The sequence below is a fragment of the Actinosynnema sp. NPDC037264 genome (assembly GCF_055603705.1).
This window is the reverse complement of the sequence record NZ_JBVJVK010000008.1, coordinates 184384-210229: the sequence shown is the minus strand read 5'-3', so window position 1 is coordinate 210229 and position 25846 is coordinate 184384. Positions and strand designations below refer to the sequence as shown.

The window sequence follows — 25846 nt, the reverse complement described above, 5'->3', positions numbered from 1 at the left end:
ACGTCGTGCCGCACGCCGACGAACACCTCGCCGCCTTCTGCACCACCTTGCCCGAACTGCGCGCCGCCGTGACGCGCCAGGGGTTGGGGCGGGTGCTGGACGACGTGCTGGCGAGGGTGCGCGCGGGTCACCCGCTGCAGGACGAGTTACCGCGCCTGGGCATCCCCGCCGACGTGCTGCGCGGCCGCGACCTGGTGCTGCCCGGGATGCGGGGTCGGCCGTTCGGCGAGGTGTACGCGTGCCCGTCGGACGCGTGCGCGCGGCAGGTGCCCCGGGAGCCGGGCGGTCCGGTGCCGGCGGAGCGGTGCTGGTTGCGCGACGAGCCGCTGAGGCGGCGACCGGCGTGAACGCGTTCTTCGGCGAGCTGGGCAAGCGGGTGGCCGAGCGGTGGGTGTCGCTGCTCGTGCTGCCCGGCGTGCTGTTCCTCGCCACCGCGGCGGTGGGCGCGCTGCTGGGGCACGCGCACGCGCTGGACGTGACGAGGTTGGTCGCCCGGGTGGACGGGGCCACCCGCGACCTCGGCACCCGGCCGCCGGCGGCCCAACTCCTCGCGCCGGCCGCCGTGCTGCTGGGATCGGTGGCGGCGGGGCTCGTGGTGCGGGCGCTGTGCCCGGTGACGTGGCGCTGCTTCCTCGGCACGCGCCCGCGTTGGGCGGCACGGAGCCGGCGGCGGCGATGGGTGCGGGCGCACGAACGGGGTGAGGCGGCGAAGCGCAACCGGATCGCGCTCGCCGCGCCGACCAGAGCGACGTGGACCGGCGACCGGCTGGCGGCCGTCGAGGACCGGGTGCACCACCAGTACGCCGTCGATCTCAAGTCGTGGTGGGCGCGGTTGTGGTTGGTGCTCGACGATTCCGGGCGGGCCGAGCTGCGGTCGGCACGGGCGGAGGCGGAGGCAGCGGTCGCGACGACCACGTGGTGCGTGCCCTACGCGGTCGTCGGGGCGTTCTGGTGGCCGGCGGTGGTGGTGGCGGTGTGCGTCGCGGTCGTCGGGTGGGTGCGGGTGCGCGGAGCGGTCGAGGTGTACGCGGACCTGCTGGAAGCGGTCGTCGACGTGCACGCGGGCCGCCTGGCGCGCGAGCTCGGCGCACCGTTGACCACCGGCGAGGAGGTCACGGCAGCGTTCCGCAAGGGAACCTGAGAGAACACGGCCAACACCGCCGATATCCGCCGGCGCAACGCTCGTTCACGTGATGACCGACATCCGCTCATGCCGCGGACCGAGCGCCGCGACGGACGTCCGCTCCTGCCGATGAGCGGATGTCGGGCGGGGGTCGTCTGCCACGATGGCGGCGTGGCGGTGGACTTGGATTGGCCTGGGTTCGAACGGGCCGTGCACGAGGGCGTGGTGCGGTCCGTCATCTCGGCGATGGGTGATCATCCAGGCGAGCGGCTCTACGTGGCGGTGCTGGATCACCTCTACCGGGAGGAAGACGGTCCGATCGCACTCCCGCTACTCGGGATCAACAGCGTCGAGGCGTTGGCTCGAGAGCCCGCCGAGCACCAGGCGGACCTGCGCTGGAGTGCCCCGGACTGGGGCACCTACCACGACCGCTGGCTCCCGGAGGACTCGACCGGACGCTGGGAGAAAGCGCTCACCGCGGAGGCGTGCTCCGGAACGACCCGCCAGTGGCGGACGACCTTCGACCGGTACCTGACGATGCTGGTTCGCATCTGCCGGCAAGCACGAACGACGCTGCGACAGAACGAGGACGTCCACCCGGACTTCGTGGTGCTGCTCCTCGACGACGAATACCACGAAACGCTGATCAGGCGCGTCTTGACGACCACCGAGGTGCGTCGCCACTTCCCTGAACTGGACGAGCGGTCAGCCGCGGCGGCCGCCATCGCCGCGCTCCCGCCCGCCGAGCGCGCCGCACACCTGGCTTCCCTGCTGGGAACGTTCGACGGTCTCCTCGACCCCGACACCGTCGAATCGACTCTGCGTGATCTCGGCCCGGCGGGCTTCCCGTCCCTGATCTCCCTGCTCGGCACGCCGGACCGCGCGTGGCAGGCGGCGAAGCTGTTGGCCGACATCGGCCGACCCGATGACGACGTCATCCGAGCGTTGCGAGCCGGCCTGAGGCAGACCGACGGGCCGAACCAGGAGTGGATCGCGGTGGCGCTGTCCCGCCTCGGTCGGCTCGACCTCGTTCTCGACCAGGTCGGAAGTCTCCCACCGGACGTGGTGGTGAGCGCTGTCGCCGCGCCGTACACCAGCTTCCGCGACGACGCGGTCACCCCGCCGTCGCTGGACTACCGGCCCCTGGTGGAGTTCATCGAGCGTTGGCCGGCATACGTGCCGGCGCTGAATCGGCGGCTCGAGCCCGGGCACGGATACTGCGACATCGCGGCGGACGAGGTGGACGCCGCGGTTGTCGGCTTGACCTCGCCGCACGTCATCGTCCGCCGGCACGCCGTGACCGTCCTCGGCCGACGCCGGCTCGGTCGGGACGTCGGCCCGCGGGTGTTGCCGCTGCTCTGCCAGAGCATTCGGCAGGACCCGGACGCCTCCGTACGGCGCCTGGCGATTCTGTCGCTGCTGTGGTGGCGCAGGGATTCCCGGCACGTGGCGGACGTCGTCCGCGAGGCATTGGAGGACCCGGCGGCGGAAGTACGTGAAGAAGCTGCGGCTTGGCTGCGCGAACAGGGCTCGGACGAGCCGGCCTGACGGTATGCGCTCATGCGGGGATCGGGACGACGCTCGCCGCGGATAGGCTCGAGGCGTCGGTTGGGCGGAGTTCGCTTGTCTCGCGGTTCGGTTCGGGCATGACGGGGGGCGCGTCGGTGTGCCAGGTGGATGGCGGGGCCGCCGCAGCGGCGATCGCGGCTCTGACAGCGGCGTGCCCGCACTTCGCACAGGAGGCTCTGCCGCATCCGGCGTTGGCCGGTTGTGACGATGTGGCGTGGTCGGCGATCCCCGGCTGCCCGGAGGGGGTCCCGGTGTTGCTGCGCGGTCTGCTCGACCCCGATGCGGCCGAGGAAGCCGAACGGGTGTTGGGGTGGCTGGTGATGTCGGGGCCCATGCACATCAGCGCCGTGATGCCGGCGGTGGTGCCGTTCCTGTTGCGCTTGGCGGCCGATCCCTCGGTGCCCCGGCGGGGCGAGCTGTTCGGTCTGGTGCTGGTGGCCGCTGCCCTGTCCGAGCCGACCGACCCCGAGAACGCGGCGGCCCTGGCGATCAGCGGTCGTGAGGAAGACCACCCCGAACGAGCCCTGTGCCGGTCGGCGTTCGCCGCCGACGCGAACTGGGTGAGCCGGCTGCTGGCCGACACCAGCCTGCCGGGAGCCGAGTTGCGCGACTACGAACGCGCCTACCTGCTCAAGGCCGCCGGACTGTGACCCGAGCTGCCTGTTGCCCTGAACTGCGCTGACCGCTACTGCCGATGAGCGGTGGTTCCACGCCGGCGGCCGGTCCGTAGCCGCGAGGCGTGAGCGTTCACGACGATCTCGCGGTTCTCAGGCTTGACCGGATCGTCCTGGTCGTGGAGTGGTCGGGTCCCCGCACCCGCTCGCTGTCGGCGACGGCAGCCTCGTACAGCCGGATCGCCCGACCCAGGTCGCCGACCGACATGGAGGCGTGGGCCAGGTTGCCGCGTCGAGCTGGGGCACGAGAACGCTCGGATCACGGAGCGGGCCGCAAATCACTGCCGGCACCTGCGGTTCGTGGAGTTCGGCGGACGCAAGACGCTGGCCGAGATGATCGGGCTGCCGTTGAACCCGCGGCGGGTGAAGTGCCCAGACCACGTCTCACGTGGTGACTTCCGCGAGTCGTTTGAAGCAGGTCAGTGTTCGGCGAGGTCTCCGCACCGCAGCAGCAGCTTCGGATCCCCGCAGCGGTCAGACCGGTCTGGAACGCCATCGACCTTTGGGGCCGCGCACGGGCCCGGTGGCGGAGGACTCCACGACCTGGTCCACGCTGGGGTGATCAGCGAGCGCAGGAACTCCCCCAGCCGTGCGCCCAGGGCGGTGGCACGGGCGACCGCCGCGCGAGCGGGTGCGCCTGGTCGTGCTCGACGCCGCGACGGCGCGGGCGCCGAGCTCGCCGACCACGAGTACGCGGTGCGCCGCGCCCGGCTCGCGGCGTCGACGTGCGCTGCACATTCCGCACTCCAGAACAAGTTTCCCCACCGCGATCGGAGCTACGGTTGACGCCGCGGCATTTGCGGAGAGGTGCGGACATGGATGGTCCCCTGCCGGAGCAACTGCCCCTGTCCGGCGAAGAGCCGGCGCCGTCCGACGTCCCGTCGAGCGCTCCCCTCGTCACCACCACCGTCGAGATCATCATTCCGGTTTTCGACGAGGAGCGCGCGTTACCCGGTTGCGTCGCCACGTTGCACGATTTCCTGACCGCGCGGATGCCGTTCGACTGGACGATCACCATCGTCGACAACGCCAGCACCGACGGCACGCTGCTGGTCGCGAAGAGGCTGGCCAAGCAGTGGCCCCGGGTGCGCGTCATGTCCGTGGAGCTACGCGGCAAGGGAAACGCGGTGCGGGCCGCCTGGTCGGCCAGTCGGGCCGACGTCGTCGCCTACATGGACGTGGACCTGTCCACCGCCCTCGACGCGACCATTCCGCTGGTGGCCGCATTGGCCGTCGGCCATTCGGACATCGCCATCGGATCGCGACTGGCGCCGGGGGCCCGTGCGGTGCGGAGCATCAAACGGGAACTGGCCTCCCGCGGCTACAACACGCTTCTCCGACTCACCCACGGAGCCCAGTTCCGGGACGCGCAATGCGGTTTCAAGGCGGCCAGGGCCGAGGTGGTGCGCCCACTGCTCCAACGGGTCGAGGACAACACGTGGTTCTTCGACACCGAACTGCTCCTGCTGGCCGAGCACAACGGCCTGCGGGTGCTCGAAATACCGGTCGACTGGGTGGAGGACGTGGACAGCCGGGTGAACGTCACCGGCACCGCCGCGACGAACCTGCGCGGCCTGATCCGGATGGTGTGGACCAAGCTCTCCGGTGGCGCGGACATCGCGGAGCTGGCACCCCGGCCCGAGCCCAACGCGGTCCACCCCGACGCCGTGCTGGCCGTGCGGGACACCCCGCGGCTGCGCCACCTGGTGATGTTCTCCGTGATCGGCCTCATGGCCACCGTGACGACCCTGGTGCTGTACACCGTGTTCCGCACCTGGTGGCCGCCGTTGGCGGCGAACCTGGTCGCGATGACGCTGAGCCTGCTGCTGAACACCGAGGCGAACCGGCGGCTCACCTTCCGGGACCGGCCGCGGGGGCCGCTCGTGCTGGTGCACCTGCAGTCCCTGGTCGTGTTCGCCCTGTACTGCGGGTTCACCTCCGGAGCGCTGCTGGTGCTCGACGCCGTCACCGACCACCCGTCGAGGCTGGTCGAACTGGTGGTGCTCCTGGCCTCGTCGGCCCTGGGCACGCTCGGCCGGTTCGTCCTGCTCAACACGTGGATCTTCCGGCTGCGGCCGGTATCGATCCCCGCACCCAGGAAGGAACCCCGGACATGACCGCGGCAGGCGCACCAGCGCGTTCGGCGCGACCCCACCGGCCACCGCCCGGCATGGTGCTCGCGGCGGTCGCCATCGCGGCGATGGTGACCGCCGCCCTCGCGGCCACCATCCCGATCGGCGGCTCGATCTGGATGCTGGAGGTGGACTTCAAGGTCTACGACATCACCGGCTCGGCCGTGCTCGACGGCGTCTCGCCCTACGACATCGCCACCGACAACGGGTTCCAGTTCATCTACCCGCCGTTCGCCGCGCTGCTGTTCATCCCGCTCGCGCTGACCAGCCTGCACGTCGGGTTCGTCCTCTGGACGTTCCTCTCGGTGCTCGCGCTGGAAGCGGCGGCCTGGCTCGCGATGGGACTGGTGGAACGGGAGTCACCGCGCCGTCGGGCCAAGTACGCCCTGTTGGCCACGGTCGTCGCCCTGCCGTCAGGCGCGCTGGTGATGCACCTCAACGTCGGCCAGGTGAGCGTGTTCCTCATGCTCCTGGTCCTCGCCGACCTGGCCCGGCGGCCGGGGCGCTTCCAGGGCGTCGGCATCGGCATCGCGGCCGGGATCAAGCTGACCCCGCTCATCTTCATCGTCTACCTCGTGCTCACCCGCCGGTTCCGCGCCGCCGCGGTGTCCACGGCGTCGTTCCTGGGCACGGTGCTCGTCGGCTTCGTCGTGCTGCCCGGACCGTCCGTCGCCTGGTGGGGCGGGCTCATGCTGGCCACCGAGCGGACCGAGATGACCGGCCCGGCCGGCGCCTTCAACCAGTCGCTGAAGGGCGTGCTCGGGCAATTGCCAGGAGTGCTGTCCGCGCAGGGGCTGTGGCTCCTGCTGGCGGCCGTGGTGGGCGTCGCCGGGCTGGCGATCGCGACGTGGGCCAGTCGGCGTGGTGTGGAGGCCGCCGGTGTCCTGGCCTGTGCCGTGACCGGTTTGCTGGTGTCCCCGCTCTCGTGGCCGCAGCACTGGGTCTGGCTGGTCCCCGGGTTCGCGATGTGGATGTGGTGGGCCAGGCGGCGCGGCGTGGCGCACCGGGTGGGGTTGGCCGCCCTGTGGCTGACGTCGTCCGCCGCGGGCGTGCTGACGTACGTCATCGTGGTCGTCTCACCGGACCTGTCCGTGGCGAACACCGTGCTGCCGGGCAGCCTGACGACCATCGTGCTGCTGCACGCCGTGCAGTTGCTCACCGCCATCGGCTTCCTCTGCGCGCTCGCCGTCGTCCTGCGACGGACCGGCCGACCCGTCGCGGAGGCGGCCACGCGGTCGGGCTGACCAGGTCTCAGCGGTCGGCGAGGCGGTCCAGGCGCGTCCTGCGGTGCGCGCCGAGCCTGCCGGTCCACCCACACGGCCTGTCGCGACCGGGCCGCGCCACGCGCCGGACGTCCGCAAAGCACGACCTCGCCCCGCGCGGCACGGCGAGCCAAGAACGTCGACTTGCCGGATCTGCGCGGGTGCCTGACGACCCGAGGTCGCATCGGCGTCGGCGAGCGTCGTGGTCCTTCGGGTCCGGTGTCACATCACGAGGACTGGAGCGATGTGATCCAGGGCGGGTGTTCTCCGACGGCCGCGCCCGGGACAGGCCGGTTCGGGCGGTCGCGACGGCGAGGGGTGATCGGTGAGCACAGCGGACGGGTTCTACGGCAACCGGTTCTTCGGGGTGGCGCACTCGGTGGTGCAGGCCGGCGTGATCAGCGGTGACGTGAACATCTACGCCGCGCCGCGCGATCCCCTGCCGCTACCGCACCGCTGGGGCGCGTTCCCGCCTCTGGCGCACTGCTTCCAGCGCCGGCCGCTGTCGTGGCCGGACGACCGGATGGTGGTGCTGACCGGGCTCGGCGGCGTGGGCAAGACCCAGCTGGCCGTCGACTTGGCCATGGGTGTTTGGGGACGTCGGGAGGCGGACTTGGTGGCGTGGCTGCCCGCGCGGTCCCGAGCGGAAGTGGTCGCGGGGTTCGCGGCGCTGGCCGCCGACCTCGACGGCCGGCACGATCCCGACGCCGAGGCGGGCGCGCGCCGGCTGCTGGGGTGGCTGGCGGGTGACCGGCGGTGGCTGCTGGTCCTGGACGACGTGCGCGACCCGGCCGACCTCGCCGGGCTGTGGCCACCGGTCGACGCGGCCGGCACGACCGTCGTCACGACCCGGCGCCGCGACGCGGCGCTGTCCGGACCGGGCCGCAGGACCGTCGAGCTTGGCTGTTACACGGCGGAGGAGTCCCTCTCCTACCTCGTCGCGCGCCTGCCCGACCGGGTGACGACCGACGGGGTGGGCACGCTCTGGTCACTGGCGGCCGAGTTGGGCCACCTGCCGCTCGCACTGGCCCACGCCGCCGCGTACCTCGCCCACCAACCGCTGTTGACCTGCGAGGAGTACCTGAACCTGCTCGCCGACCGCCGGCGCGCCCTGGCCCGGTTGCTGCCCGCCGACCCGCCGCCGGACGACTACCACGCCGCCGTGGCCGTCACCTGGTCCCTGTCGGTGGAGCTGGCCGACCGGCTGACCCCGCCCGGCCTGGCCCGACCGACGCTGGAGCTGGCCGCGCTGCTCGACCCGGACGGGATGCCCAGGTCCGTGTTCACCCACCAGCTGAGCCGTGAGTTCCTCTCGGTGGCCGCCGGGTCGCCCGTGGACGAGCACGACGCCGTGACCGCGTTGGGCAACCTGAGCAGGCTGAGCCTGCTGGACCTGGACAGCACCGACCCGCACCGCGCGGTGCGCACGCACGTGCTCGTCCAGCGGGCGACGAGGGAGCACCTCGAGCGGGCGGACCAGACCCGGTTCGCCGCGTCGGCGATGAGCGCCGCGGGGGCGCTGCACGACCTCTGGCCCGCCGTCGAACGTGATCGCGACGAGTCCAGAGCCCTGCGCGCCAACGCGGAGCGCCTGCTGGGCAACGCGGGCCCCGCGCTATGGGGAGGTGGCCTGCACCCCCTGCTGACCGACGTCGGCCCGAGCTACTTCGCCGCCGGCCAAGCGCGGGCCGCGGCGGAGTTCGCCGACCGGCTGCACTCCCTCTCCCTGGACCACCTGGGACCGCACCACCCCGACACCGACCGCGCGCACGTGGACGCCGTGACGGCGCGCGCGAACCTCGACCGGTCCGCCGCGGCCATGGCCCGGCTGCGCGACGTCCTGCTGGAGCGCTTGCGGCGGTTACCCGCCGACCACCCCGACACCCTCCAGACCAGGTTCAACCTGGCCCAGGCGCGGGGCGCGCTCGGAGAAGCCGCCCAGGCGGCCCGGGAACTGGGCGAGGTGGTGGCCGAGCACGAGCGCCGCTTCGGCCCGCACCACCCGCTCTCCCTGACGTTGCGCGTCGGCCACGCCCACTGGGTCGGCAAGGCGGGCGACGTCGCGGGCGCGGTCCGCTTGCTCACCGAACTGCTGGCCCAGCACCCACGCGCGGCCGACCCGGGCGACCCCGACGTGCTGGGCGCTCGACACGAGTTGGCGACGTGGACGGCGTCCGCCGAGGACTCGGCCGCCGTGCTCGGTCGCCTCACCGAGGCACTCGGCGAGGAACACCCCCAGGTCCTCAGCGCGCGGAACAACCTCGCGTTGCAGCGATCGGAAGCCGGTGATCACGCCGGAGCGGTCGCGGAGTTCACCGACCTCGTCACCGACCTGACCCGCAGCCACGGTCCACGCCACCCCCACACCCTGATCACCCGGACCAACCTCGCGCAGGCACGCGGGCGCACCGACCCGGCGGCCGCCGCCCGGGAGATGACCGCGATCGCCGAGGACCTGGCCGAGGTCGTCGGTCCCGACCACCCGGACACCCTGACCGCGCGCAACAACGCGGCGTCGTTCCTCGGCGCCGCCGGCGACACGCGTGCCGCACGTGCTGCCTTCGAACGACTTGCCGCCGACCGCCTGCGGGTCCAGGGCGACGAGCACCCGGACACCATCGCCGCCTTCCACAACCTCGCCGACGCCCGGGGCGAGGACGGCGACCCGGCAGCCGCCGCGATGCTGTTCACCAAGGTCACCGCCGAGCGTGAACGCCTGTCCGGCGTCGACCACCCGCAGACGATCCAGGCCCGCGCCCAACTCGCCCGGTGGCTCGGTCGCGCCGGCGACGCACGCGCCGCTGCCGCCACCTGCAAAGCCCTCGCCGCGACCAGCCTCCGCATCAACGGCCCTCACCACGAAGACACCCACCACTGGCACATGGAGCTCGCGCACTGGGCAGGCACGACGGGCGACCACACCACCGCGGTCGACGCCCTTGCCGTCGTCGCCGATTCCTTGTCGGCACACCGTCGCCCCGACAACCCGGAGCTCTTGGCCGTCCGCGCCAACCTGGCGTTCTGGCAAGGACGAGCCGGCGATCCCGGCCACCTGCGCGCGCTGGTACCGGAACTGGCCCGAACTCTCGGCGCTGACCACCCCACGACACTGGCGTCGCGCCACAACCTGGCCACGGTGGTCGGCGAATCCGGAGACCGCGCGACGGCGACGACGATCCTGACCGCCCTGCTCCGCGACATGCGGGCCGTCCACGGCGACGACCACCCGGAAACCGCCCGCGTCCGCCGAAACCTCGACCTGTGGTCAAGCTGACGGCCTCGCTGCGGCGCCCACCTGTTGCTTCGCTCCTCACACACCGCCGCGCCCTGCGCACCGTGGGCGAGGTGTGCCGACGAACCAGGTAGGTGGTCAGCGGCCTGGACGTGCCGTCAAGCTGGGCAGAGTCCTTCGGTCATGCCAGTGGGCCGTGTGGTGAACGCTGTCAGGCCACCCGGGCGGTCATGGGTTCCGCGTCCGAAGACCGCAGCGGCGCCGGTTGGCGCGCAGTAGGTGTGGCCGCCCTGGTTCGTGCGTGGAGCCGTTTCCAAGGTGAGGGCGAGGGATGCCCTGGCCCCGGGGTCTGTCTGCAGGTGTTCGAGGGTCATTTCGGGGAGTTCGTGGCCTGGTGAGGTGAGGATGTCGAGCAATGTGCGGGGGTCCGTTCGACACGCTGCCTCGTGAATCGCGCGGGCCTGGGCGAGCAGGGCCGCGGGCACTGGTCGGCCGTCCGCGTCCACGCTCTTGATCTCGCCGCACGTCCGGCCGGCGGGCGGGGTGGTCGTCGACGACGGTGTCGTGGTCGTTGGCGCTTGTCCTTGCCCGGTGTCCGGGGAGTCGAGCGAGGAACGGACGGCCAGGGCGGCCAGGATGATCAGCACGGCGGCAACGATGCTCACCACGAGCCGGTTGCGGTTGGCGTCGGGCGTGGTCATCAGCAGCGGATCGGGCCGAGATCGATGCGAGCGGGGTCGAACTCGGCGACCACGCTCAAGCCCGTGACCAACCCATAGGCGGCTTGGTAGCTCGCGACGTGTTCGCTGCTGCACGAGCGACCGGCGACCCGGAACGGTTGGCCGTTGTTGTCGACCACGGTCTCCCGGATCTCGGTCCCGGTCTGATGGGTGATCGTGAGGTCGTACTCGTAACTGCGGGACCGCGCAATGGTGGTCAGCACGACCTCATGGGTTTCACCGGCGGCGAGGTTGATCGTGTGCCGGGGGAAGTACGGGCCAGTGGGTATCCGACGGCCCGCCTCTCCCGGCGGGGGTGACGGCATCGGTTCGGAGCTCTGCAGCACCGGGAACCCCTCGTCCAGCAGCAGCAGTACTTCCGAGGACTCCTCACTGCCTTGGGGCGGCACGTGGACGAGGCTTCCGGAGGGCGGCGGTGCCGTCCGCCGGACGACCGGCCGGATGTCAGTCACCCTCGTGCCCCCGACGGGGCCCACCAGGTGCAGCCGGACCAGGTGGCGGTGGAGGCTGATCGCCCCGTCCGACGTGCGGATCTCCCGCACCAGGTCACGATCCACCGCGGCCATCGGTTCGGCCAGTCGGCGGACGATGGCGCGGCCGGGGAAGTCGGGGGACTCGGAGACGTACCCCCACGGGGCCTGGTCGTTGTGGGACATGTCGACCACTACGCCCAACTCCGCGGGCGCACCGGCCGCGGGGTCGTCCGACGACCTCGGCCAGGCGATGATCAACGCTCCGACGATCACCGCCACGGCGAGCACCGCGGCGGGCGCCCACGAACGCGGCACTGAAGGCGTGTCCAGCCGGACGTCGCCGTGGATGTCCCGTGCCTGCACGACGTTGCCCGCCGCACCGCTCTGCGTGTTCGCCGTCGCGGCACGACTCTCAACCCCGTCGTCGGGTGAAGCATCGATCATCCAGACCCCCAAGCCGACGTCACGATAGCGACGACCTTGAAACCTCATGCGCACAAACCGGCAAACCACGCCGTCCCGATGATCGCCGACCCCGGTGCGGCGTCGCCACCGCGGAGTCACCCGGCTGTGACGATCGCCGTTCCGGCGAGGCCGGCCCGGCCGACCGCCCCAGCGCCGCGCCGGCGGCCCACCGCTGCTCCCGGAGGTCGTGGTCCGGATCGAGCGGGCCGCACGAGGACCGGGCCCGGGATGGCCACCACCGGCGGAAACGCCGCCCGACCACTTCCTGCGCGGAGCGGGCACCGACGGCGACCGAACCGGTCCAGGTTCTTCGGCGTGTCCGAAGTGTCGAAGGTGGGCGCCGTCGACCGCCGGCACTCGCCGGATCCAATACCACGAACCCACGGGTCGACGGCCCGGTCAACGGCTTCGCGATCTGCTTCAACACCTCATGCCTGAGCCGGAGGTGCCCGCCGAGGAGGTTGTCCTCCTGGAGATCAGGTCGGTGGCACGGTAGGAACAGGCACCTTGGCAGCAGCCGTCAGCAGGAGGTTCCGGTCGGTGCACACGTGAAGGGCCTAATCAGCCTTTTCGTTACCGCAAGAGTCGTATAGCCAGGCTGCCCAAAATCCGGCGAGACTGATACTTCACGGCGCGATTCTCGCCCTCATAATCGGGTTGATCGCATTCGCGGTAAAATTCTTTCTCGGGCTCGCCGGCATCGCTCTCAGACTCCTTGACCAGCGAGTGCGCGAGAGAGCAACCGCAGCGCCACCCGCAGCAGGTGTCGACAATCTGATCACGAACAGCGGTTCCGGGAACTTCGTTCAAGCCCATACGATTAATGGCGACGTCAATTTCTACGGGACCGGCGAACCCACAACGCAAGACGAGGACCCCGAGAACCGCAGGCCACCTGGGTGATCTTGGCAGGGCCGTCGGTGGTGCTGCGCAACGAGACGACTAGGTTCGCCGAACTGCTCGTGCTGCCACAGGAGGGCACCGTCCTCCGTCGGCAACTCGCAGGGCCGGGTCCGCGCTCAAAACGCTCATCCCGTGACTCGCCAGAACCCGCAGGGGAATCACCGCCGGATCCAAGGTGAACCGGCCACCACATCGCCGTCTCGACGGTCTGGCAGGTTCCGCACGATGCGGGTATCGACCCGACACCACGACAAAGCGGCCCGACCTGGCAAGAGTTCCTCACCGCCCAGGCCCACAACATCACCGCAGCGGACTTCCTCCACCTCGACACCGTGCTCGACACACGCCTCGACGCGCCGGCGTTCCTCGAACACCACACCCGGCACCCGTACCGCCCACTCGACCCTGGCATCGACGACGCGACAGACCAGACCTCGCCGTCGACCTCGGAAGCCCGACGGAGTTTGCGCTTCCTGCTAAGCGACCGCGACGGCAAGTACGGCAAGGCGTTCGACGCCGTCATCCAGTCCGATGATCCGTGCGCCATCACCAGTGCGCCGCCTCGGGGCCTCGCAACCTACGAGGACCACTAACAACCGACCCCGAACCCCACCAAGCCCGTGACCAGCTACCACCCCGAAGCTCAGCACCCACCGGAGCACACAACCTCGACACCCGCGGACCGCGCCACACCCGCATCCTCGGCGGACTCGTCAACGAGTACAGACACGACGCCGCCTTGCCCTGGACCTTCCTCCCGTTGAGCAGCGACACGGCGCGTTCGCAGCGGGCGTGTCCCGGTTGACCGTCTTCTGACCGCGTGCCACCGGCGGCCGCGTGGCATGGCGCTTGTACGGGGAGCCCGCTACCGCTACGTCCTGACGGTCCGGTGTTCGGCGTCCACGACTCGGTCAACAACGCCACCTCACGCCCGCCACGGCGTTCTCGAGCGCGGGGAAGAACTTCCGGATCGAGCCGTTCCGGCAGTCGATCTCCTCCTCGTGGACTGGTCGCCCGCGATTGGGATCGGCCCAGACGCACCACCATGCTTGCCCTGGAAGCTGTCCGGTGAACTCGATGCCGATATCGACGTGCTCGGCCCTGGCGCACACGAGCCGACGCACCTCGGTGAACGGCTCGATGTTTGCCGGGTAAGTCGCTTCGTACTCCAGTGCGGTCGCCTCGGCGTTGCGCAACGGGCGATCAAGGATGATCTCGGTGGCGAGTAGCCCGTCGCCGTACTCGTGCTGTGGTCCCGCGACGCCGCCGTGCCGCACAGTGACGGCCGCGACCGCTCGCTCGTGGCCGAAGATATACGACCCTACGCCGTCCTCAACCGCCCGGATGGCGTGCCTGACGTTGCGAGAAAGCGGCACACCTCGCGGATCGATCGTATATCTCTCGAACACAGAAATCGTTCGATGACACTGCGGGACCGCTAGGCGCGGCTTACAGCGAATAGTATTCGCAATTTCGGCCGGGAACACAATCCCGGTAAATGCGCGCCACAGCCGCTTTTCGTCATTTTCATTGATCCTGAACGCCTGGACGAACAGCGCGAGGGTAGTTCCGGTGAGCCGTTCCCGGCGCACCATGCGTGATATCACGTCCTTGACCATCCGATGTGACTCCTGGCGCCGCTCACTGAGCTCACCATTCTTCACCTTCTGCCGTGCGAGCACGCGGGCGATTGCGGCCTGGTTGAGCCCCTCACTCGTCCGATCGGCGTACTTCTCCCACACCTCGCGGTACCCGTCGCGCAGGAGCAGCGAGCAGAGCAACGCGCAGGTGTCGTGGACGTTCGACTTCCGCAAGCTCACCGTCTCCGCCTCCCAGGTCACCACGGTGCCCGCCATCCGCGCCAATGGTTACCCGAACGAGTGAGCTCCGCAGGTCAGCCCTGCGATTAATCACCCGTTGGGCTCATCGCCGGGCCGTTCGGCGACATAACGGCGACAAACGCCTTGTTCACTCGTCTCGTCAACATCGCTTCGGACCCGAGAGGACGAGGACCGCATGATGAGCAACATCGAAGATCGCCACCTAGGTTTGATCGAACCCTTGCCGACCAACACCGAGCACGAGGCACACTCGCTGCCCGGAGGCGTCGACGACGGCACCGGGAGCCGATTCGCGGAGTTGCGGGCCATGGCGAACTCCTACCAATTGTTCGCAGGTCTTGGACCGAGAGTCGATGCAGCGGGCCTACCAGTGGCTCGGGGAGGTGTGCGGGTTGATGCCGAGCACACCCTCCGTGCCTTCCGATACTTCCGCCACGGCGACCGGCACGGGCTCGGACGGCGTGCCGTCGCCACGGATCTTCATCAGCCAGGGGCGCTGGCCGAGTTCGTCCGGTTGAGCGGAAACGTGTCGCCCGACGTGGCCCAGAAGATGGTGGACTCTCTGGTGACACGGGAGTTGCCGACCGTACAAGTGTTCGGCGACCAACCGAAGGTGCTGCGGGCCGACCTGCGTGCGGGGGACCACCTGCTCGTACTCCTCTACCACGTCGGGTCGGCGGGCGCCCGGTTCGTCGAACTGCAGAAGTGGATGCCGGAGGGCATGCGCGCCAACCTGCGACGAACAGTGCGGACGCTGGAAGCCAAGGCATTGGTGCACTGCGCCGGCGACAGCGTGCTGATCACCTTCGCAGGGCAGAAACGGGTGGAAGCCGGTCGGTTCATGGAACCGGTTCCGTAACCGTGTCCGCGCTGTGCTGCGAATGCGGAAACGTACGGCGAACGTCGACGTGGCAATCGTGGGGTGAGGCACCTGACGACTGGGACATCTTCGACACCTACAGCTACCCCCGGTGTCTGGTGTGGCGCAAGTGCGCGGTGTGCGCGGCGGTGACGGCCCATGCCTACCTGCGTGCAGACGATGACCGCGACGAGTTGGAACGACTGCTGGTCGAGGTTGACACCGTACGCACGGCGGACGACGTCGTCGCACGACTTCAGGTCAAGTATGCGTTGGACTGGTTGTCGGACCGCGGGGTGGAAGTCGTGTGGGACGACATGAACGCGGTTACACGGGTCGGTGCGGTGCTTCGGCACCGACTCGGCGACGGGACGTTCCTGCTGGTTCTTGCGCCAGGCCAGGAGGCCCGCGTACTCCTGCTGGTCTTGGAGCAGGTGGTTCAGGTCCTGGAACGCCCTGCAGCGAGTGCGTCGTGGTGCGTCGTGCCCACAGGATTACCGGTCGAGCCTGGCGCGTTCTGCGTCTTCGAAGTGCCCGACGTGGGTGTGAGGTGGTAGCCAGGGGCGCACGGAGATCACTTCCCCGGTTTCCGTGCACCCCGCCGCGTGCACCACCACCACGTCGCCCTCTACGAGACGTCCGCCGCACGCGCGTGATGCAGATGCGGCGGCCGTGGTCGGCTTGGCGCGCTCGAACTCGGCGATGCTCTTCCGGTGACGTCGGGGCACACGACGGTGAACGCAGCACTACCCGCAGTACACCGGCCGAGACCGGGGTCGTCTCCGTGCACGTCCAACTCCTTGGGGCCATTCGGCGCTCTTGCGGCCAGCAGCCGACCGGCCGCAGCAGCGCTTTGGCCAACAGCAGCGCGCACAGGACCGTGCCGAGCAGGTAGGTGACGGCGTAACCGACGGCGATCAGGCTCCGCTGCTCGGTGATCTGTTCGCGCCTCAGGTCGAGTAGTCCTGCGGCGTCGCCCACCAAGCCGGTGCCCGCGGGCTGGGTGAGCGCCGCGGACCCCGCCGCGTTCTGCGAGGCCGGTTCGTCCAGTCTGATCGTGCCGATCCGCCTCACGGTCTACTCCACAGCTCAGCGGCTCACGGCCGACACGGCACACCTGCCTCCTCGACCTGCTCGGCCAGGTCGTCCGGCAGGTGCGCGTTGATCTTCGACAGGACGCCCGTCCCTCGATCCCGACCAACCCGAATGAGGGGCGATGGACGACATGTGTCGGAGATCACACCCGAGTGGCTCAACGTGAGACGTCCTCTGAAGGGTTTCCCGTCCGCAACGGAAACCGACAGCGGAGGAAAGGGGCGACGTGCCGGCCGACTACGACCAGTTCGTCACCGAGCGTCTTGATCGACTGCTGCGCTACGCCACGGCGTTGACGTGCGACAAGCACCTGGCCCAGGACATCGTCCAGGACGTGCTGCTGCGCGCGCGGCAGAAGTGGGCGCGGATCGGCGCGGTCGACGTGCCCTACCTGTACGTCAAGCGGATGGTGACCAACGAGTACCTGTCGTGGCGCCGCCGCCGGGCGGCCCGGGACGTGTCCTCGACCCACGTCGTGCTCGACGACCTCGCGCCCTCGGTCGCCGACCCGGCCGTGCGCCACGCCGAACGGGACGAGATGCGCGCCCGGATCGCCGTGCTGCCGCGCAAGCAGCGGGCCGCGCTGGTGCTGCGCTACTACGAGGACAGCACCGACGCCGAGATCGCCGAAATCCTGGGCTGCGCGGAGGGAACCGTCCGCAGCCACATCTCCCGCGCGCTGCACACGCTGCGGGTCAACGAGAACACGCCCTCGGAGGTGCTGCGATGACCGACACCCGGCAGGAAGCCCTCATCCGCGAGGCGATCGCGGCCGAGGCCGACCAGGCCGTCGACCACCGGACCGTGCTGGCGAACCTGCACGGCGCGCGGTCCCGGCGGCGTCCCCTCGCGTTGTTCGCCGCGACCGGGCTGACCGCCGTCGCCGCGGCCGTCGCGGTGATCGTGCCGCTGGCCGTGGACCGGAGCGCGGCGCCGTCGCAGGTCGACCCGGCCGCACCGCCGGCGACCGCGCAGACCGTGCTGCTGATCGGCCTGGACGGGTCGGCGAACACCGACTCCGTCGTGCTGGCGCGCGTCGGCGCGGACGGCGTGGTCAGCGCGGCGTCGCTGCCCCGGGACTCCCTGGTCGACATCCCCGGCGTGGGCCAGGGGAAGCTGAACTCGGCGTACGCGCGGGCCCACCAGGCGGCCGAGGCCGAGGGGCGTGACGGCGACGAGGCCGGCGTGGAGTCGCTCACCCGGACCGTCGAGGCGCTGACCGGCGTGGAGGTCGACCACTACGCGGCGGTCGACATGGCCGCGTTCAGCACGCTGTCCGAGGCGGTCGGCGGCGTCGAGGTCTGCCTCAAGCGCGCGTCGCGCGACCCGCTCTCCGGCGCCGACCTGCGCGCCGGGCCGCAGTCGCTCTCGGGCGCGCAGGCGCTGGCGTTCCTGCGGCAGCGCCACGGCCTCGAGAACGGCGAGCTGGACCGGATCGTGCGGCAGCAGACGTTCCTGCGCGCCTTGGCGAAGAAGGTGGTCGCGAGCGACCCCGCGCAGGTCGCCGACCTGGCACGGGTGGCGGCGCGGCACCTGCGCGTCGACCCGGGGTGGAACCTGGTGGAGTTCGCCGCGCGGCTCACCCCGACCGTGCGGACCGCGATCGTCCCGCTCGGCGAGGTGGTCGACTCCGAGCAGGGCCAGGCCCTGTCGGTCGACCCGGCCGCGGTGCGGGAGTTCCTGGCGGGGTTCTTCGCCGAGGGCGCCACCGGCGCTCCCACCGGCGGCTTCTCCGTGCCGCTGCCCGCCACGGAGACCCAGAAGCCCGGCCGCACGCCGCAGGACGGCGACTGCGTGCGCTAGCGCGTCCACCACGGACGTCCACCGGGTCGCGGGCGGGACCCCCGGAACCGGATGGTCGTGATCCCGTGCTCGGCGGTGACGGTGGTCGCCGCCGAGCACGACGACAGGTCGACGACGCGCTCCTGCCGCTGAACGAGGACTTCGCTTCACTCGTTCCGAGGACGACACCCACCGACAGCTCTGGCAGAGTCACACGGGCGAATTCCGATTACCCCGGTAGCCCAAGGAGATCATCGTGGCCTGGACGGGCTGGGCAGTCGTGCCCGGAAATCAGCCGAACGGCGCGGGAAACAATGCGCTGGCCGCAGTGGACCACTTCAACAAAGTATATCTTTTCGCCGTGGACGGCGTCGCGAAGCAAGCGCACTGGACAAGATCGGGTGATGCCGGTTTATCGTGGGACGCCTGGCAGCCGGTGGCGGCCGGGCAGCAGGTCGTGTCGCTCAGCGCGGTCAGCTGGGAGGACGGCCTGCACCTGTTCGGCATGACCCCGAACTTCTCGATCTACAGCAACACCCGCTGGCAGGGGACCTTCCCGACGTGGAGCTTCGTGCCGGGCACCCAGAACAGCGGCCGGCCGTGCGCCGTCGACTTCCCGCAGGGCGGCCTGACCACCGATCACCTGTACGTCTTCTTCACCGCCGCCCTGGACGGGTCGATCGGCTGGCTGCGGGCCACGGGCAAGGGCGGCAACGGTTCGCCCACGTCGTGGACCGTCCCGAAATTCCTCAGCGCACCGGGCAAGAGCGATCAGCAGGTAGCCGCTTTCCGCCCCGGCCTCGGCGACGAGCTGAGCTTGGTCCGCCGGGGCGAGGACAGTCAGCTCTACCACATGCCGCATTTCATCGTGAACGGCACGGTGGACAATTCGGCCCCGTGGTCGGCGATACAGCCGGCACTGCTGTCGAAACGAGCACCGGCCGTGCCGCGCGGCAAATCGCTGGCGTTCGCCGCGGACCTGGCCGACAACCTGCGCTGCAAGTCGACCGCTTCGGGAGGCGATTGGACCCTCGTCTCCGGCGCCGTCAAGACGAACGGGTTGGCGGTCACCGATTACGCCACCGGGATCATGGCGTTCACGCGCCACCCGGACGGGAAGGTCTACTTCACCCGACGGGCGGACGCCTGATCGGACCGCGCCCGCTACAGCGGCAACGGCTCGGTGATCTGCAGGCCGGCGTCCACGCTCGCCACCAGGAGTTCCGCCTGGTGGGGTGAGTGGACGCCCGCCCAGCTGCGCAGCGGGCCGAGGAAGTCGACCAGGTCGCGCTGCGCGGCGCGCAGCATCGCGGGCAGCGCGGTCCGGGACAGGTCCACGTGCGGCACGTCGCGTCCTTCGTCCACCCACACGCGGACCACGTCCGCGCCGACGTACTCGACCCACGGCGCGGGCGGGTGGCCGAGGTCGACCGGCGCGCGGTGCAGCGCGTGCAGCCACGTGCGCCACTCGAACAGGTCCGTGCCACCGGGTTCGGCGCGCACGCCGCCACCGCCGTCGAGCAGCAGCCCGCCGCGCCCGTACAGGGTGTCGAAGCCGATCAGCTCGTGCACCGCCGCGGCCGCGGTGCGCGCGTCCCGGCCGCCGCTGTGCAGGTACATCGTGCAGAGCACCGCGCCGACCTCGTCCTGGCCCACGGTCCCGTCCAGGTGCAGCCAGCCGCCGTCGCCGGACACCGGCCACAGGTCGAAGTCCTCCGGTGCGGACCTGGTGATGACTGGCGATAACCGGACCACGTTCCCGAGGCTAATGCGCGATCGCCCCGGTGGCAGGGGCCGCCGGGGCGATCGCGGTTCTCCAACTGCCGGTAGGGCTGGCCCTACCTCTGGTCGGGCCGCCACACCTGGTACTCGCGCATCCCGTAGAGCAGCGGCAGCCGGCCCTGTTCGCGCGAGACCTGGAACGCCTGGCCGAACACCACCGTGTGGTCGCCGACGGCCTCGGTCCGGCTGACCTTGCAGTCGGCCACCGCGTGCGCGTCCCGCACCAGGTGCGGTCCGCCCGCGCTCGCCGGCAGGCGCCACGGGACCAGGTCGAACCGGTCCGGCGCGCCGGAGGCGAACAGCTCCGCCACCGGTTTCGCGTCGCCGTGCAGGAAGTTCACCGCGAACGCGCCGCGGGCCAGCACCGCGTCCAGGGTGGGACTGCCGTTGCGCAGGCAGACCAGCAGCGTCGGCGGCGACAACGTCACGCTGCACACCGACGAGACGGTCATGCCGCGCGGCGAGTCGTCCTGGCCGGTCGTGGTGACGATGGCGACACCGGTCGGGAAGTGCGACATCAGGGTGCGGAACTCCGCGATCTCGATCGCGGGCAGCGACTGGGTCATGACCTGCTCCCGGGCAACTCGGGTACCGGCACGGGCTTCGGGGCGCTGGTGCGTTCGATGAGCGAGAGCAGCGGACCGGTCATGCCGGTCGTCGCCAACGCCATCACCACGAGGGCCAGGAACAGCTGCACGGACAGCAGTCCGGCGCTGTACCCGGCCTGCAGCACGACGATCTCGGTCAGCCCGCGGGTGTTCACCAGCACGCCGACCGTCACCGCCGTGCGGCGGTCCTGACCGGCCAACCGCCCGCCGAGGTAGCCGCCGCCGACCTTGCCGACGACGGCCAGCGCGATGGCGACGGCGATGGCGGTCCACGGCACCGAGCCGCGCGGCGCGTTCGCCACGCCCATGCCCGCCACCACGAAGAACACCGGCACCAGCAGCCTGCCGAACGACATCACGGGCCGCACGGCCTTCGCCCACGCCCCGCCGGGGATCGCGAGGCCGACCACGAACGCGCCGAACACGGCGGTCAGGCCCCAGTGCTCGAACTGGAACGCCACCAGCAGCGCCAACCCGGCGACGGCGACGCCCGCGGCGCGCGGGAAGCGCTCGGCCGCCGACATGGGCACGCGGCCGCGCAGCAGGATGCGGCCGACGACGGTCACCGTGACGCCGAGGGCGACCAGGACCAGGGACACCACGAGGCCGCCGGAGATGCCGACGGCCACCACGAGCAGCACCCACGCCGCCGAGTCGGTGACCACGGCCGCGGCCATGGCGAGCTTGCCCGCAGGGCTGTCCACCAGGCCGCGGTCCTCCAGCACGCGGGCCAGCACGGGCACGGCGGTCACGCTCAACGCGACCGCGACCATCAGCACCAGCGCGGGCGCCGGCGCGTCGCCGCGCAGGTCCGGGTCGGCCACCCAGACCACCCACGCGGCCATCACCAGGCCGGTGAGCAGGGCGGGCAGGAACGAGCCCGCGGTCACCCAGCCGACCGCGCGGGCGCCGAGGCCGGAGCCGCCGTGCCGCAGTTCGTGGGCCACGCCGACCAGGAACAGCACCAGGCCGACCTGGCCGATCACCTTCAACGGGCTCACCACGCCGGTGGGCAGCACCGCGGCGAGGGTCGGCGCCCCGCCGACCGCGAGGACCGCCGGCACCACGAGGATGCCCGCCAGGATCTCGCCGACGACCTCGGGCTGCCGCGCGGCGCGTGCCGCGACCCGGCCCAGGTACGCCGCGACCAGCACGACCGCCAGGACGGCGGCCACGTGCCCCACGCGCAACAGGAGGTCGGTCATGGTCGCGCCCCCGGCGACCCGTGGACGTCGTGCCTGGTCATCGACAGCGCGCGGCTGCCCGCGAAGTTGGGGATGCGCATGGTCACGGCAGGTTCCCTTCCCGATCGGTGAATGGCGCCTCTCGCGGTCGGGCCTCGGACGTCGGCGCCGCGGAGGTCGGTGCCCGGCGGCCGCGCTCGGCCGCCGCGACTCGGTGCCCGGTGCCCGGCTGTCAGTGCTCAGCCGTCCGGTGGTCGGCGGTCAGCCATCCGGTGCCCGGCGGCCGGTGCTCGGCGGGTGGTGTGCTCAGCCGTCCGGTGCCCGGCGGTCAGTGCCCGGTGGTCGGCGGTCAGCCCTGGGGCTGGTGGCCGACGAGGTTGAAGAACACGTCGTCGAGGGTCGGGCGGCGCAGCGCGAAGTCGGCGACGTCCACCCCCGCGTCCCGGAGGGCGACGGCGGCGGCGGCGATGCCGTCCATGCCGTCGCGCAGTTGCAGCTTCACCAGTCCCTTGACCGGGTCGGCGGCCGGTTCGTCCACGGCCAGCGGCGCGAGCACCGCCACCGCGGCGGCGACCCGGTCGGGCAGCGCGACGGCCACTTCCAGCCACTCCTGGCCGACCTTGCGCTTGAGCTCGTCCGGCGTGCCGTCGGCGATCACCTGGCCGTCGGCGATCACCACGACCTGGTCGGCCAGGTAGTCGGCCTCCTCCAGGTACTGGGTGGTCAGCAGCACGGTCATGCCGTCGGCGACCAGGCCGCGCACGGTGTTCCACAGCGACTGCCTGCTCGCCGGGTCCAGCCCGGTGGTCGGCTCGTCCAGGAACAGCACCTGCGGCCGGCCGACCAGGCAGCCGGCCAGGTCGAGCCGCCGGCGCATGCCGCCGGAGTAGGTGCCGACCGGCCGGTCGGCCGCCGCGACGAGGTCGAAGCGCTCCAGCAGCTCCGCGGCGCGGTCCCGGGCGCCCTTGCCGCCCAGGTGCAGGAGCTTGCCGACGAGGGTCAGGTTCTCCCGGCCGGTGAGCAGCTCGTCGACCGCCGCGTACTGCCCGGCCAGGCCGATCCGCCGGCGCACCTCCCCCGGCCGGCTCACCACGTCGTAGCCGGCGACCTCGACCAGCCCGCTGTCCGGCGCGAGCAGCGTCGCCATGACCCGCACGGCGGTCGTCTTGCCGGCGCCGTTGGGGCCCAGCAGGCCCAGCACCGATCCCGGCTTCACGGTCAGGTCGACACCGCGGAGGGCTTCGGTGCCCTTGTAGGTCTTCTTGAGTCCCTCAACGCGAATCGCGGCGTCCACGTCAGCCCGCCTCGCGCAGGCTCGCGGGCCGCATGTCGGTCCAGTTCCGCTCCACATAGGACAGCGCGGCGGCGCGCGGACCCGCGTCGAGCGCGATGGTCCAGCCCGCGGGCACGTCCGCGAAGGTCGGCCACAGGCTGTGCCGGCCCTCGTCGTTCACCAGCACCAGGAACGTGCCGTCCTCGTCGTCAAAGGGGTTCACCACGTCAGTACTCCGTCCGCGTCGCCGGCGTCGGCCTCGGGTGCTCCCGATACTGGTCAACACCGCTGACAGCGCACTGACGGATACCTGACCGGCCCCGCGCGGCACGTCCGGCCGACGACGCGCGGGACCTCCCGGGCCGTGCGCGCCGTCCGGCGACGTCACGACCCGGGAGGCCATCCCCCGTCCACGAGGTTCAGCGCGGCAAGCGCGCCTCCTCGTGCGACTGCGCTCGCTGCTCGCCGACCGGGCCCGCCATCGAGTGGTCCGACCGGCGGGACAACGTCGAGGGCCACCACGCCGCCCGGCCCAGCAGGCGCATCGCCGAGGGCAGCACCAGCAGCCGGATCACGAACGCGTCCAGCACCACGGCCACCGCCAGCCCCAGGCCGAGCTGCTTCATCTCCAGCAGGCTGGTGAACACGAAGCTGACGAACACCGACACCATCACCACCGCCGCGCTGGTCACCACGCCGGCGGAGCTCGTGATGCCCTCGCGCACCGCCTGCCACGACGGCACGCCGGTCCGCGCGACCTCGCGGACCCGGCTCAGCACGAACACGTGGTAGTCCATCGACAGCCCGAACAGGATCACGAACAGGAACAGGGGCACCCGCGACACGATGAAGCCGCCGGAGGTGAAGTCCAGCAGGTCCTCGGCCCAGCCGAGCTGGAACACCAGCACCAGCACGCCGAACGTGGCCGCGGTGGCGAGCAGGTTGAGCGCGATCGTCAGCAGCGCCATGACCACCGAGCGGAACGCGACCACGATCATCACGAAGGTCAGCAGCAGCACGAACAGCACGACCCGCAGCAGCTTGTCGGACTGGTGCGCCACCGTGTCCACGTTGCGCGCGACGTCACCGGAGACCGCGTGCTCGAACCCGCCCACCGCCGCGGGCACCAGCTCGCCGCGCAGCTTCGCCAGCGACTCCTCGGCTCGCGGCGACTCGGGTGAGAACGGGATCGGCAGCTCCAGCACGGTCACCCGGCCGTCCTCCGACACCCGTTCGGCGGCCCCCGGCGCGAACAGCGGGTCGCCCTGCGTCCGCGCGGCCAGCCCGTCCAGCGCCGACGCCACCTCGGCGGCCCGCGCCGGGTCGGCCCGCACCACGACCACGTGCCGCGCGCCCTCACCGGGGAACAGGGCCACCATCCGGTCGTGGGTGCGGATCTCCTCGACCTGCTTGGGCAGCGTGTCGTTGCCGGGCAACCCCAGCTCCATGCCCAGCGCGGGCAGGGCGAGCAGCAGCATCGCGCCGGTGCTGATCAGGAGCGTCCGCCCCGGCCGCAGCATCGACGGCTCCAGCGCCCGGCGCCACACCCGGCCCTCGCCGCGCCCGGTGAGCCGCCACAGCAGCGGCACGCGCGGCCGGTCGACCCAGCGGCCGAACTTGGCCAGCAGCGCGGGCAGGACGGTCAGCGAGCTGACGACCGCCACCGCCACCACGATGATCGAGCCGGTGGCCAGGGACGAGAACACCACGTCCCCGACGAGGTAGAGACCGGCCATCGAGACCATGACGGCCAGCCCGGACACCACGATGGCCCGACCGGAGGTCGCCGCGGCCAGCTCCACCGCGGCCACGTGGTCGACCCGGCCACCGCCGCGCGCGCGTTCCTCGCGTTCCCGCTTGAGGTAGAACAGGGAGTAGTCCACGCCGACGGCCATGCCCAGCAGCAGGATCACGTTCTTCGTCGCGCCCGCGTCGGGGAACACGTGCGAGGCCACCGCCGACAGCGCCATCGCCGTCACCACGGACGACAACCCCAGCAGCACCGGCACGCCGGCCGCGATCAGGGCGCCGAACACGACCAGCAGGATCAGCAGGGTGACCGGCAGCGTCAGCCGCTCCGCGAACGCCAGGTCCTCGGCCAGCTGCTCGTCGATGCCGACGTCGATCGACACGCCGCCGGTCTGCTCGACCACCAGCTCCGGGTGGGCGCCGCGCACCGCGGCCGTCTGCTCCAGCAGCGCGGCCACCTGCTCCATCGCCGTGCGGTCCGCGGCCGTCATGGTCACCTCGACCAGCACCGCGTCGCCGTTCGGCGACCGCGTCGGCTCGCCGACCGAGGACACCTCGGGCAGGGCCCGCATCCGGTCGGCGACCTCGCGCGCCGCGGTGTCGGCGGCAGCCTGGTCGAGCGGCCCGGACGGCGAGGTGATGAGCACCCGTTCCACGATCGGGTCCACCAGCCCGCCCTCGGCCGCCACGGTCTCGGCGCGACCCGCCTCGCCGACCCGGTAGTCCTCGCTGGAGGCGTCACGGACGCCGACGATGGCCCCCGCGGCGACGCACACCGCGACGAAGGCGAGCCATCCGATGATCGCGCGCCACGGATGAGTGGCGCTCCACTTGGCGATTGACACGGTCACCGGCGCGCTGCCCACGACCCTCAACTCCTCCGTTGTGGCACTGTGCCTCGAATCCTTCCGCCGCGTGACCGGGCGGACACTGGTGGTGCCCACCGGGTCGGGGTAGGGCTGTCCCCACCCCCTGGTGCGGATCCCCGCAGCGGACAAGCGAAAGCCCCGCCGCGGGGGGGGGGGGGGGGGGGGGGGCGGGGGGGGGGGGGGGGGGGGGGGGGGGGGGGGAGGGTCCCCCCCCCCCCCAACCCCAAGGGC

General features: G+C 71.4%; 23 protein-coding genes. 13 read left to right on the top strand and 10 right to left on the bottom strand.

What is annotated here, in order from left to right:
• Positions 1 to 5: 5 nt before the first annotated feature.
• The 4 genes from ACZ7GX_RS13025 to ACZ7GX_RS13010 all read left to right on the top strand — a co-directional run bounded on the left by ACZ7GX_RS13025 (position 6) and on the right by ACZ7GX_RS13010 (position 3342).
• Positions 6 to 347: a hypothetical protein gene (locus ACZ7GX_RS13025; RefSeq protein ID WP_498776065.1), complete on the top strand. Its 342-nt coding sequence runs from the start codon at positions 6 to 8 to the stop codon at positions 345 to 347.
• Positions 344 to 1141: a hypothetical protein gene (locus tag ACZ7GX_RS13020; protein ID WP_498776063.1), complete on the top strand. Its 798-nt coding sequence runs from the start codon at positions 344 to 346 to the stop codon at positions 1139 to 1141. The genes ACZ7GX_RS13025 and ACZ7GX_RS13020 overlap by 4 nt, the downstream gene beginning before the upstream one ends.
• 192 nt (positions 1142 to 1333) lie before the next feature.
• Positions 1334 to 2671 (top strand): HEAT repeat domain-containing protein, encoded by a 1338-nt coding sequence (locus ACZ7GX_RS13015; protein WP_498776061.1) that lies wholly within the window; start codon positions 1334 to 1336, stop codon positions 2669 to 2671.
• Between the two features lie 272 nt (positions 2672 to 2943).
• Positions 2944 to 3342, top strand: a complete 399-nt coding sequence (locus ACZ7GX_RS13010; RefSeq protein ID WP_498776059.1) for a hypothetical protein — start codon at positions 2944 to 2946, stop codon at positions 3340 to 3342.
• Between the two features lie 97 nt (positions 3343 to 3439).
• Here the strand turns inward: ACZ7GX_RS13010 and ACZ7GX_RS13005 are convergent, their stop codons facing one another.
• Positions 3440 to 3589, bottom strand: coding sequence for a hypothetical protein (locus tag ACZ7GX_RS13005; protein ID WP_498776139.1), 150 nt, complete (start codon positions 3587 to 3589; stop codon positions 3440 to 3442).
• A gap of 592 nt (positions 3590 to 4181) precedes the next feature.
• On the opposite strand from ACZ7GX_RS13005, the gene ACZ7GX_RS13000 reads away from it, so the two are divergent.
• From ACZ7GX_RS13000 to ACZ7GX_RS12990, 3 genes are all read left to right on the top strand, one after another.
• Complete coding sequence (locus ACZ7GX_RS13000) at positions 4182 to 5483, top strand: bifunctional glycosyltransferase family 2/GtrA family protein (protein WP_498776057.1); 1302 nt, start codon at positions 4182 to 4184, stop codon at positions 5481 to 5483.
• Complete coding sequence (locus ACZ7GX_RS12995; RefSeq protein ID WP_498776055.1) at positions 5480 to 6742, top strand: glycosyltransferase 87 family protein; 1263 nt, start codon at positions 5480 to 5482, stop codon at positions 6740 to 6742. Before ACZ7GX_RS13000 ends, ACZ7GX_RS12995 begins: the two co-directional genes overlap by 4 nt.
• Positions 6743 to 7085: 343 nt before the next feature.
• The gene (locus ACZ7GX_RS12990; RefSeq protein ID WP_498776053.1) at positions 7086 to 10034 is read left to right on the top strand and encodes a tetratricopeptide repeat protein; all 2949 of its coding nucleotides are present in this window, start codon (positions 7086 to 7088) and stop codon (positions 10032 to 10034) included.
• A 116-nt stretch (positions 10035 to 10150) separates the two neighbouring features.
• Here the strand turns inward: ACZ7GX_RS12990 and ACZ7GX_RS12985 are convergent, their stop codons facing one another.
• Together ACZ7GX_RS12985 and ACZ7GX_RS12980 are read right to left on the bottom strand one after the other, a co-directional pair.
• Positions 10151 to 10693, bottom strand: coding sequence for a hypothetical protein (locus ACZ7GX_RS12985; protein WP_498776051.1), 543 nt, complete (start codon positions 10691 to 10693; stop codon positions 10151 to 10153).
• Positions 10693 to 11649: a hypothetical protein gene (locus ACZ7GX_RS12980; RefSeq protein ID WP_498776049.1), complete on the bottom strand. Its 957-nt coding sequence runs from the start codon at positions 11647 to 11649 to the stop codon at positions 10693 to 10695. Before ACZ7GX_RS12980 ends, ACZ7GX_RS12985 begins: the two co-directional genes overlap by 1 nt.
• Positions 11650 to 12905: 1256 nt before the next feature.
• Here ACZ7GX_RS12980 and ACZ7GX_RS12975 point away from each other — a divergent pair.
• Positions 12906 to 13166 carry a hypothetical protein gene (locus ACZ7GX_RS12975; protein ID WP_498776047.1) on the top strand — a complete coding sequence of 87 codons (261 nt, stop codon included), beginning with the start codon at positions 12906 to 12908 and terminating at the stop codon, positions 13164 to 13166.
• Positions 13167 to 13484: 318 nt separating this feature from the next.
• Here the strand turns inward: ACZ7GX_RS12975 and ACZ7GX_RS12970 are convergent, their stop codons facing one another.
• Positions 13485 to 14429, bottom strand: a complete 945-nt coding sequence (locus ACZ7GX_RS12970) for a hypothetical protein (RefSeq protein ID WP_498776045.1) — start codon at positions 14427 to 14429, stop codon at positions 13485 to 13487.
• 163 nt (positions 14430 to 14592) lie between these two features.
• Here ACZ7GX_RS12970 and ACZ7GX_RS12965 point away from each other — a divergent pair, with 163 nt between their 5' ends.
• From ACZ7GX_RS12965 to ACZ7GX_RS12945, 5 genes are all read left to right on the top strand, one after another.
• The gene (locus tag ACZ7GX_RS12965) at positions 14593 to 15273 is read left to right on the top strand and encodes a hypothetical protein (RefSeq protein ID WP_498776043.1); all 681 of its coding nucleotides are present in this window, start codon (positions 14593 to 14595) and stop codon (positions 15271 to 15273) included.
• Positions 15274 to 15275: 2 nt separating this feature from the next.
• Positions 15276 to 15830, top strand: a complete 555-nt coding sequence (locus ACZ7GX_RS12960; RefSeq protein ID WP_498776041.1) for a DUF6315 family protein — start codon at positions 15276 to 15278, stop codon at positions 15828 to 15830.
• A 764-nt stretch (positions 15831 to 16594) separates the two neighbouring features.
• On the top strand, positions 16595 to 17098 hold the full coding sequence (locus ACZ7GX_RS12955; RefSeq protein ID WP_498776039.1) for a SigE family RNA polymerase sigma factor: 504 nt from the start codon (positions 16595 to 16597) through the stop codon (positions 17096 to 17098).
• Entirely contained in the window at positions 17095 to 18171 is a 1077-nt protein-coding gene (locus ACZ7GX_RS12950; protein WP_498776038.1) for an LCP family protein, read from the top strand. Before ACZ7GX_RS12955 ends, ACZ7GX_RS12950 begins: the two co-directional genes overlap by 4 nt.
• 235 nt (positions 18172 to 18406) lie before the next feature.
• Complete coding sequence (locus ACZ7GX_RS12945) at positions 18407 to 19300, top strand: hypothetical protein (RefSeq protein WP_498776034.1); 894 nt, start codon at positions 18407 to 18409, stop codon at positions 19298 to 19300.
• Positions 19301 to 19314: 14 nt separating this feature from the next.
• Here the strand turns inward: ACZ7GX_RS12945 and ACZ7GX_RS12940 are convergent, their stop codons facing one another.
• From ACZ7GX_RS12940 to ACZ7GX_RS12915, 6 genes are all read right to left on the bottom strand, one after another.
• On the bottom strand, positions 19315 to 19905 hold the full coding sequence (locus tag ACZ7GX_RS12940) for a hypothetical protein (RefSeq protein WP_498776031.1): 591 nt from the start codon (positions 19903 to 19905) through the stop codon (positions 19315 to 19317).
• Positions 19906 to 19988: 83 nt separating this feature from the next.
• A complete protein-coding gene (locus tag ACZ7GX_RS12935) occupies positions 19989 to 20498 on the bottom strand; it encodes a flavin reductase family protein (protein ID WP_498776028.1) in 510 nt (169 codons plus the stop codon).
• The gene (locus ACZ7GX_RS12930) at positions 20495 to 21745 is read right to left on the bottom strand and encodes a cation:proton antiporter (protein WP_498776024.1); all 1251 of its coding nucleotides are present in this window, start codon (positions 21743 to 21745) and stop codon (positions 20495 to 20497) included. The genes ACZ7GX_RS12935 and ACZ7GX_RS12930 overlap by 4 nt, the downstream gene beginning before the upstream one ends.
• A gap of 328 nt (positions 21746 to 22073) precedes the next feature.
• Positions 22074 to 23018, bottom strand: a complete 945-nt coding sequence (locus ACZ7GX_RS12925) for an ATP-binding cassette domain-containing protein (RefSeq protein ID WP_498776021.1) — start codon at positions 23016 to 23018, stop codon at positions 22074 to 22076.
• A gap of 1 nt (position 23019) precedes the next feature.
• The gene (locus ACZ7GX_RS12920) at positions 23020 to 23223 is read right to left on the bottom strand and encodes an MbtH family protein (protein WP_498776019.1); all 204 of its coding nucleotides are present in this window, start codon (positions 23221 to 23223) and stop codon (positions 23020 to 23022) included.
• Positions 23224 to 23416: 193 nt separating this feature from the next.
• On the bottom strand, positions 23417 to 25597 hold the full coding sequence (locus tag ACZ7GX_RS12915; protein WP_498776017.1) for an MMPL family transporter: 2181 nt from the start codon (positions 25595 to 25597) through the stop codon (positions 23417 to 23419).
• Positions 25598 to 25846 lie beyond the last annotated feature (249 nt).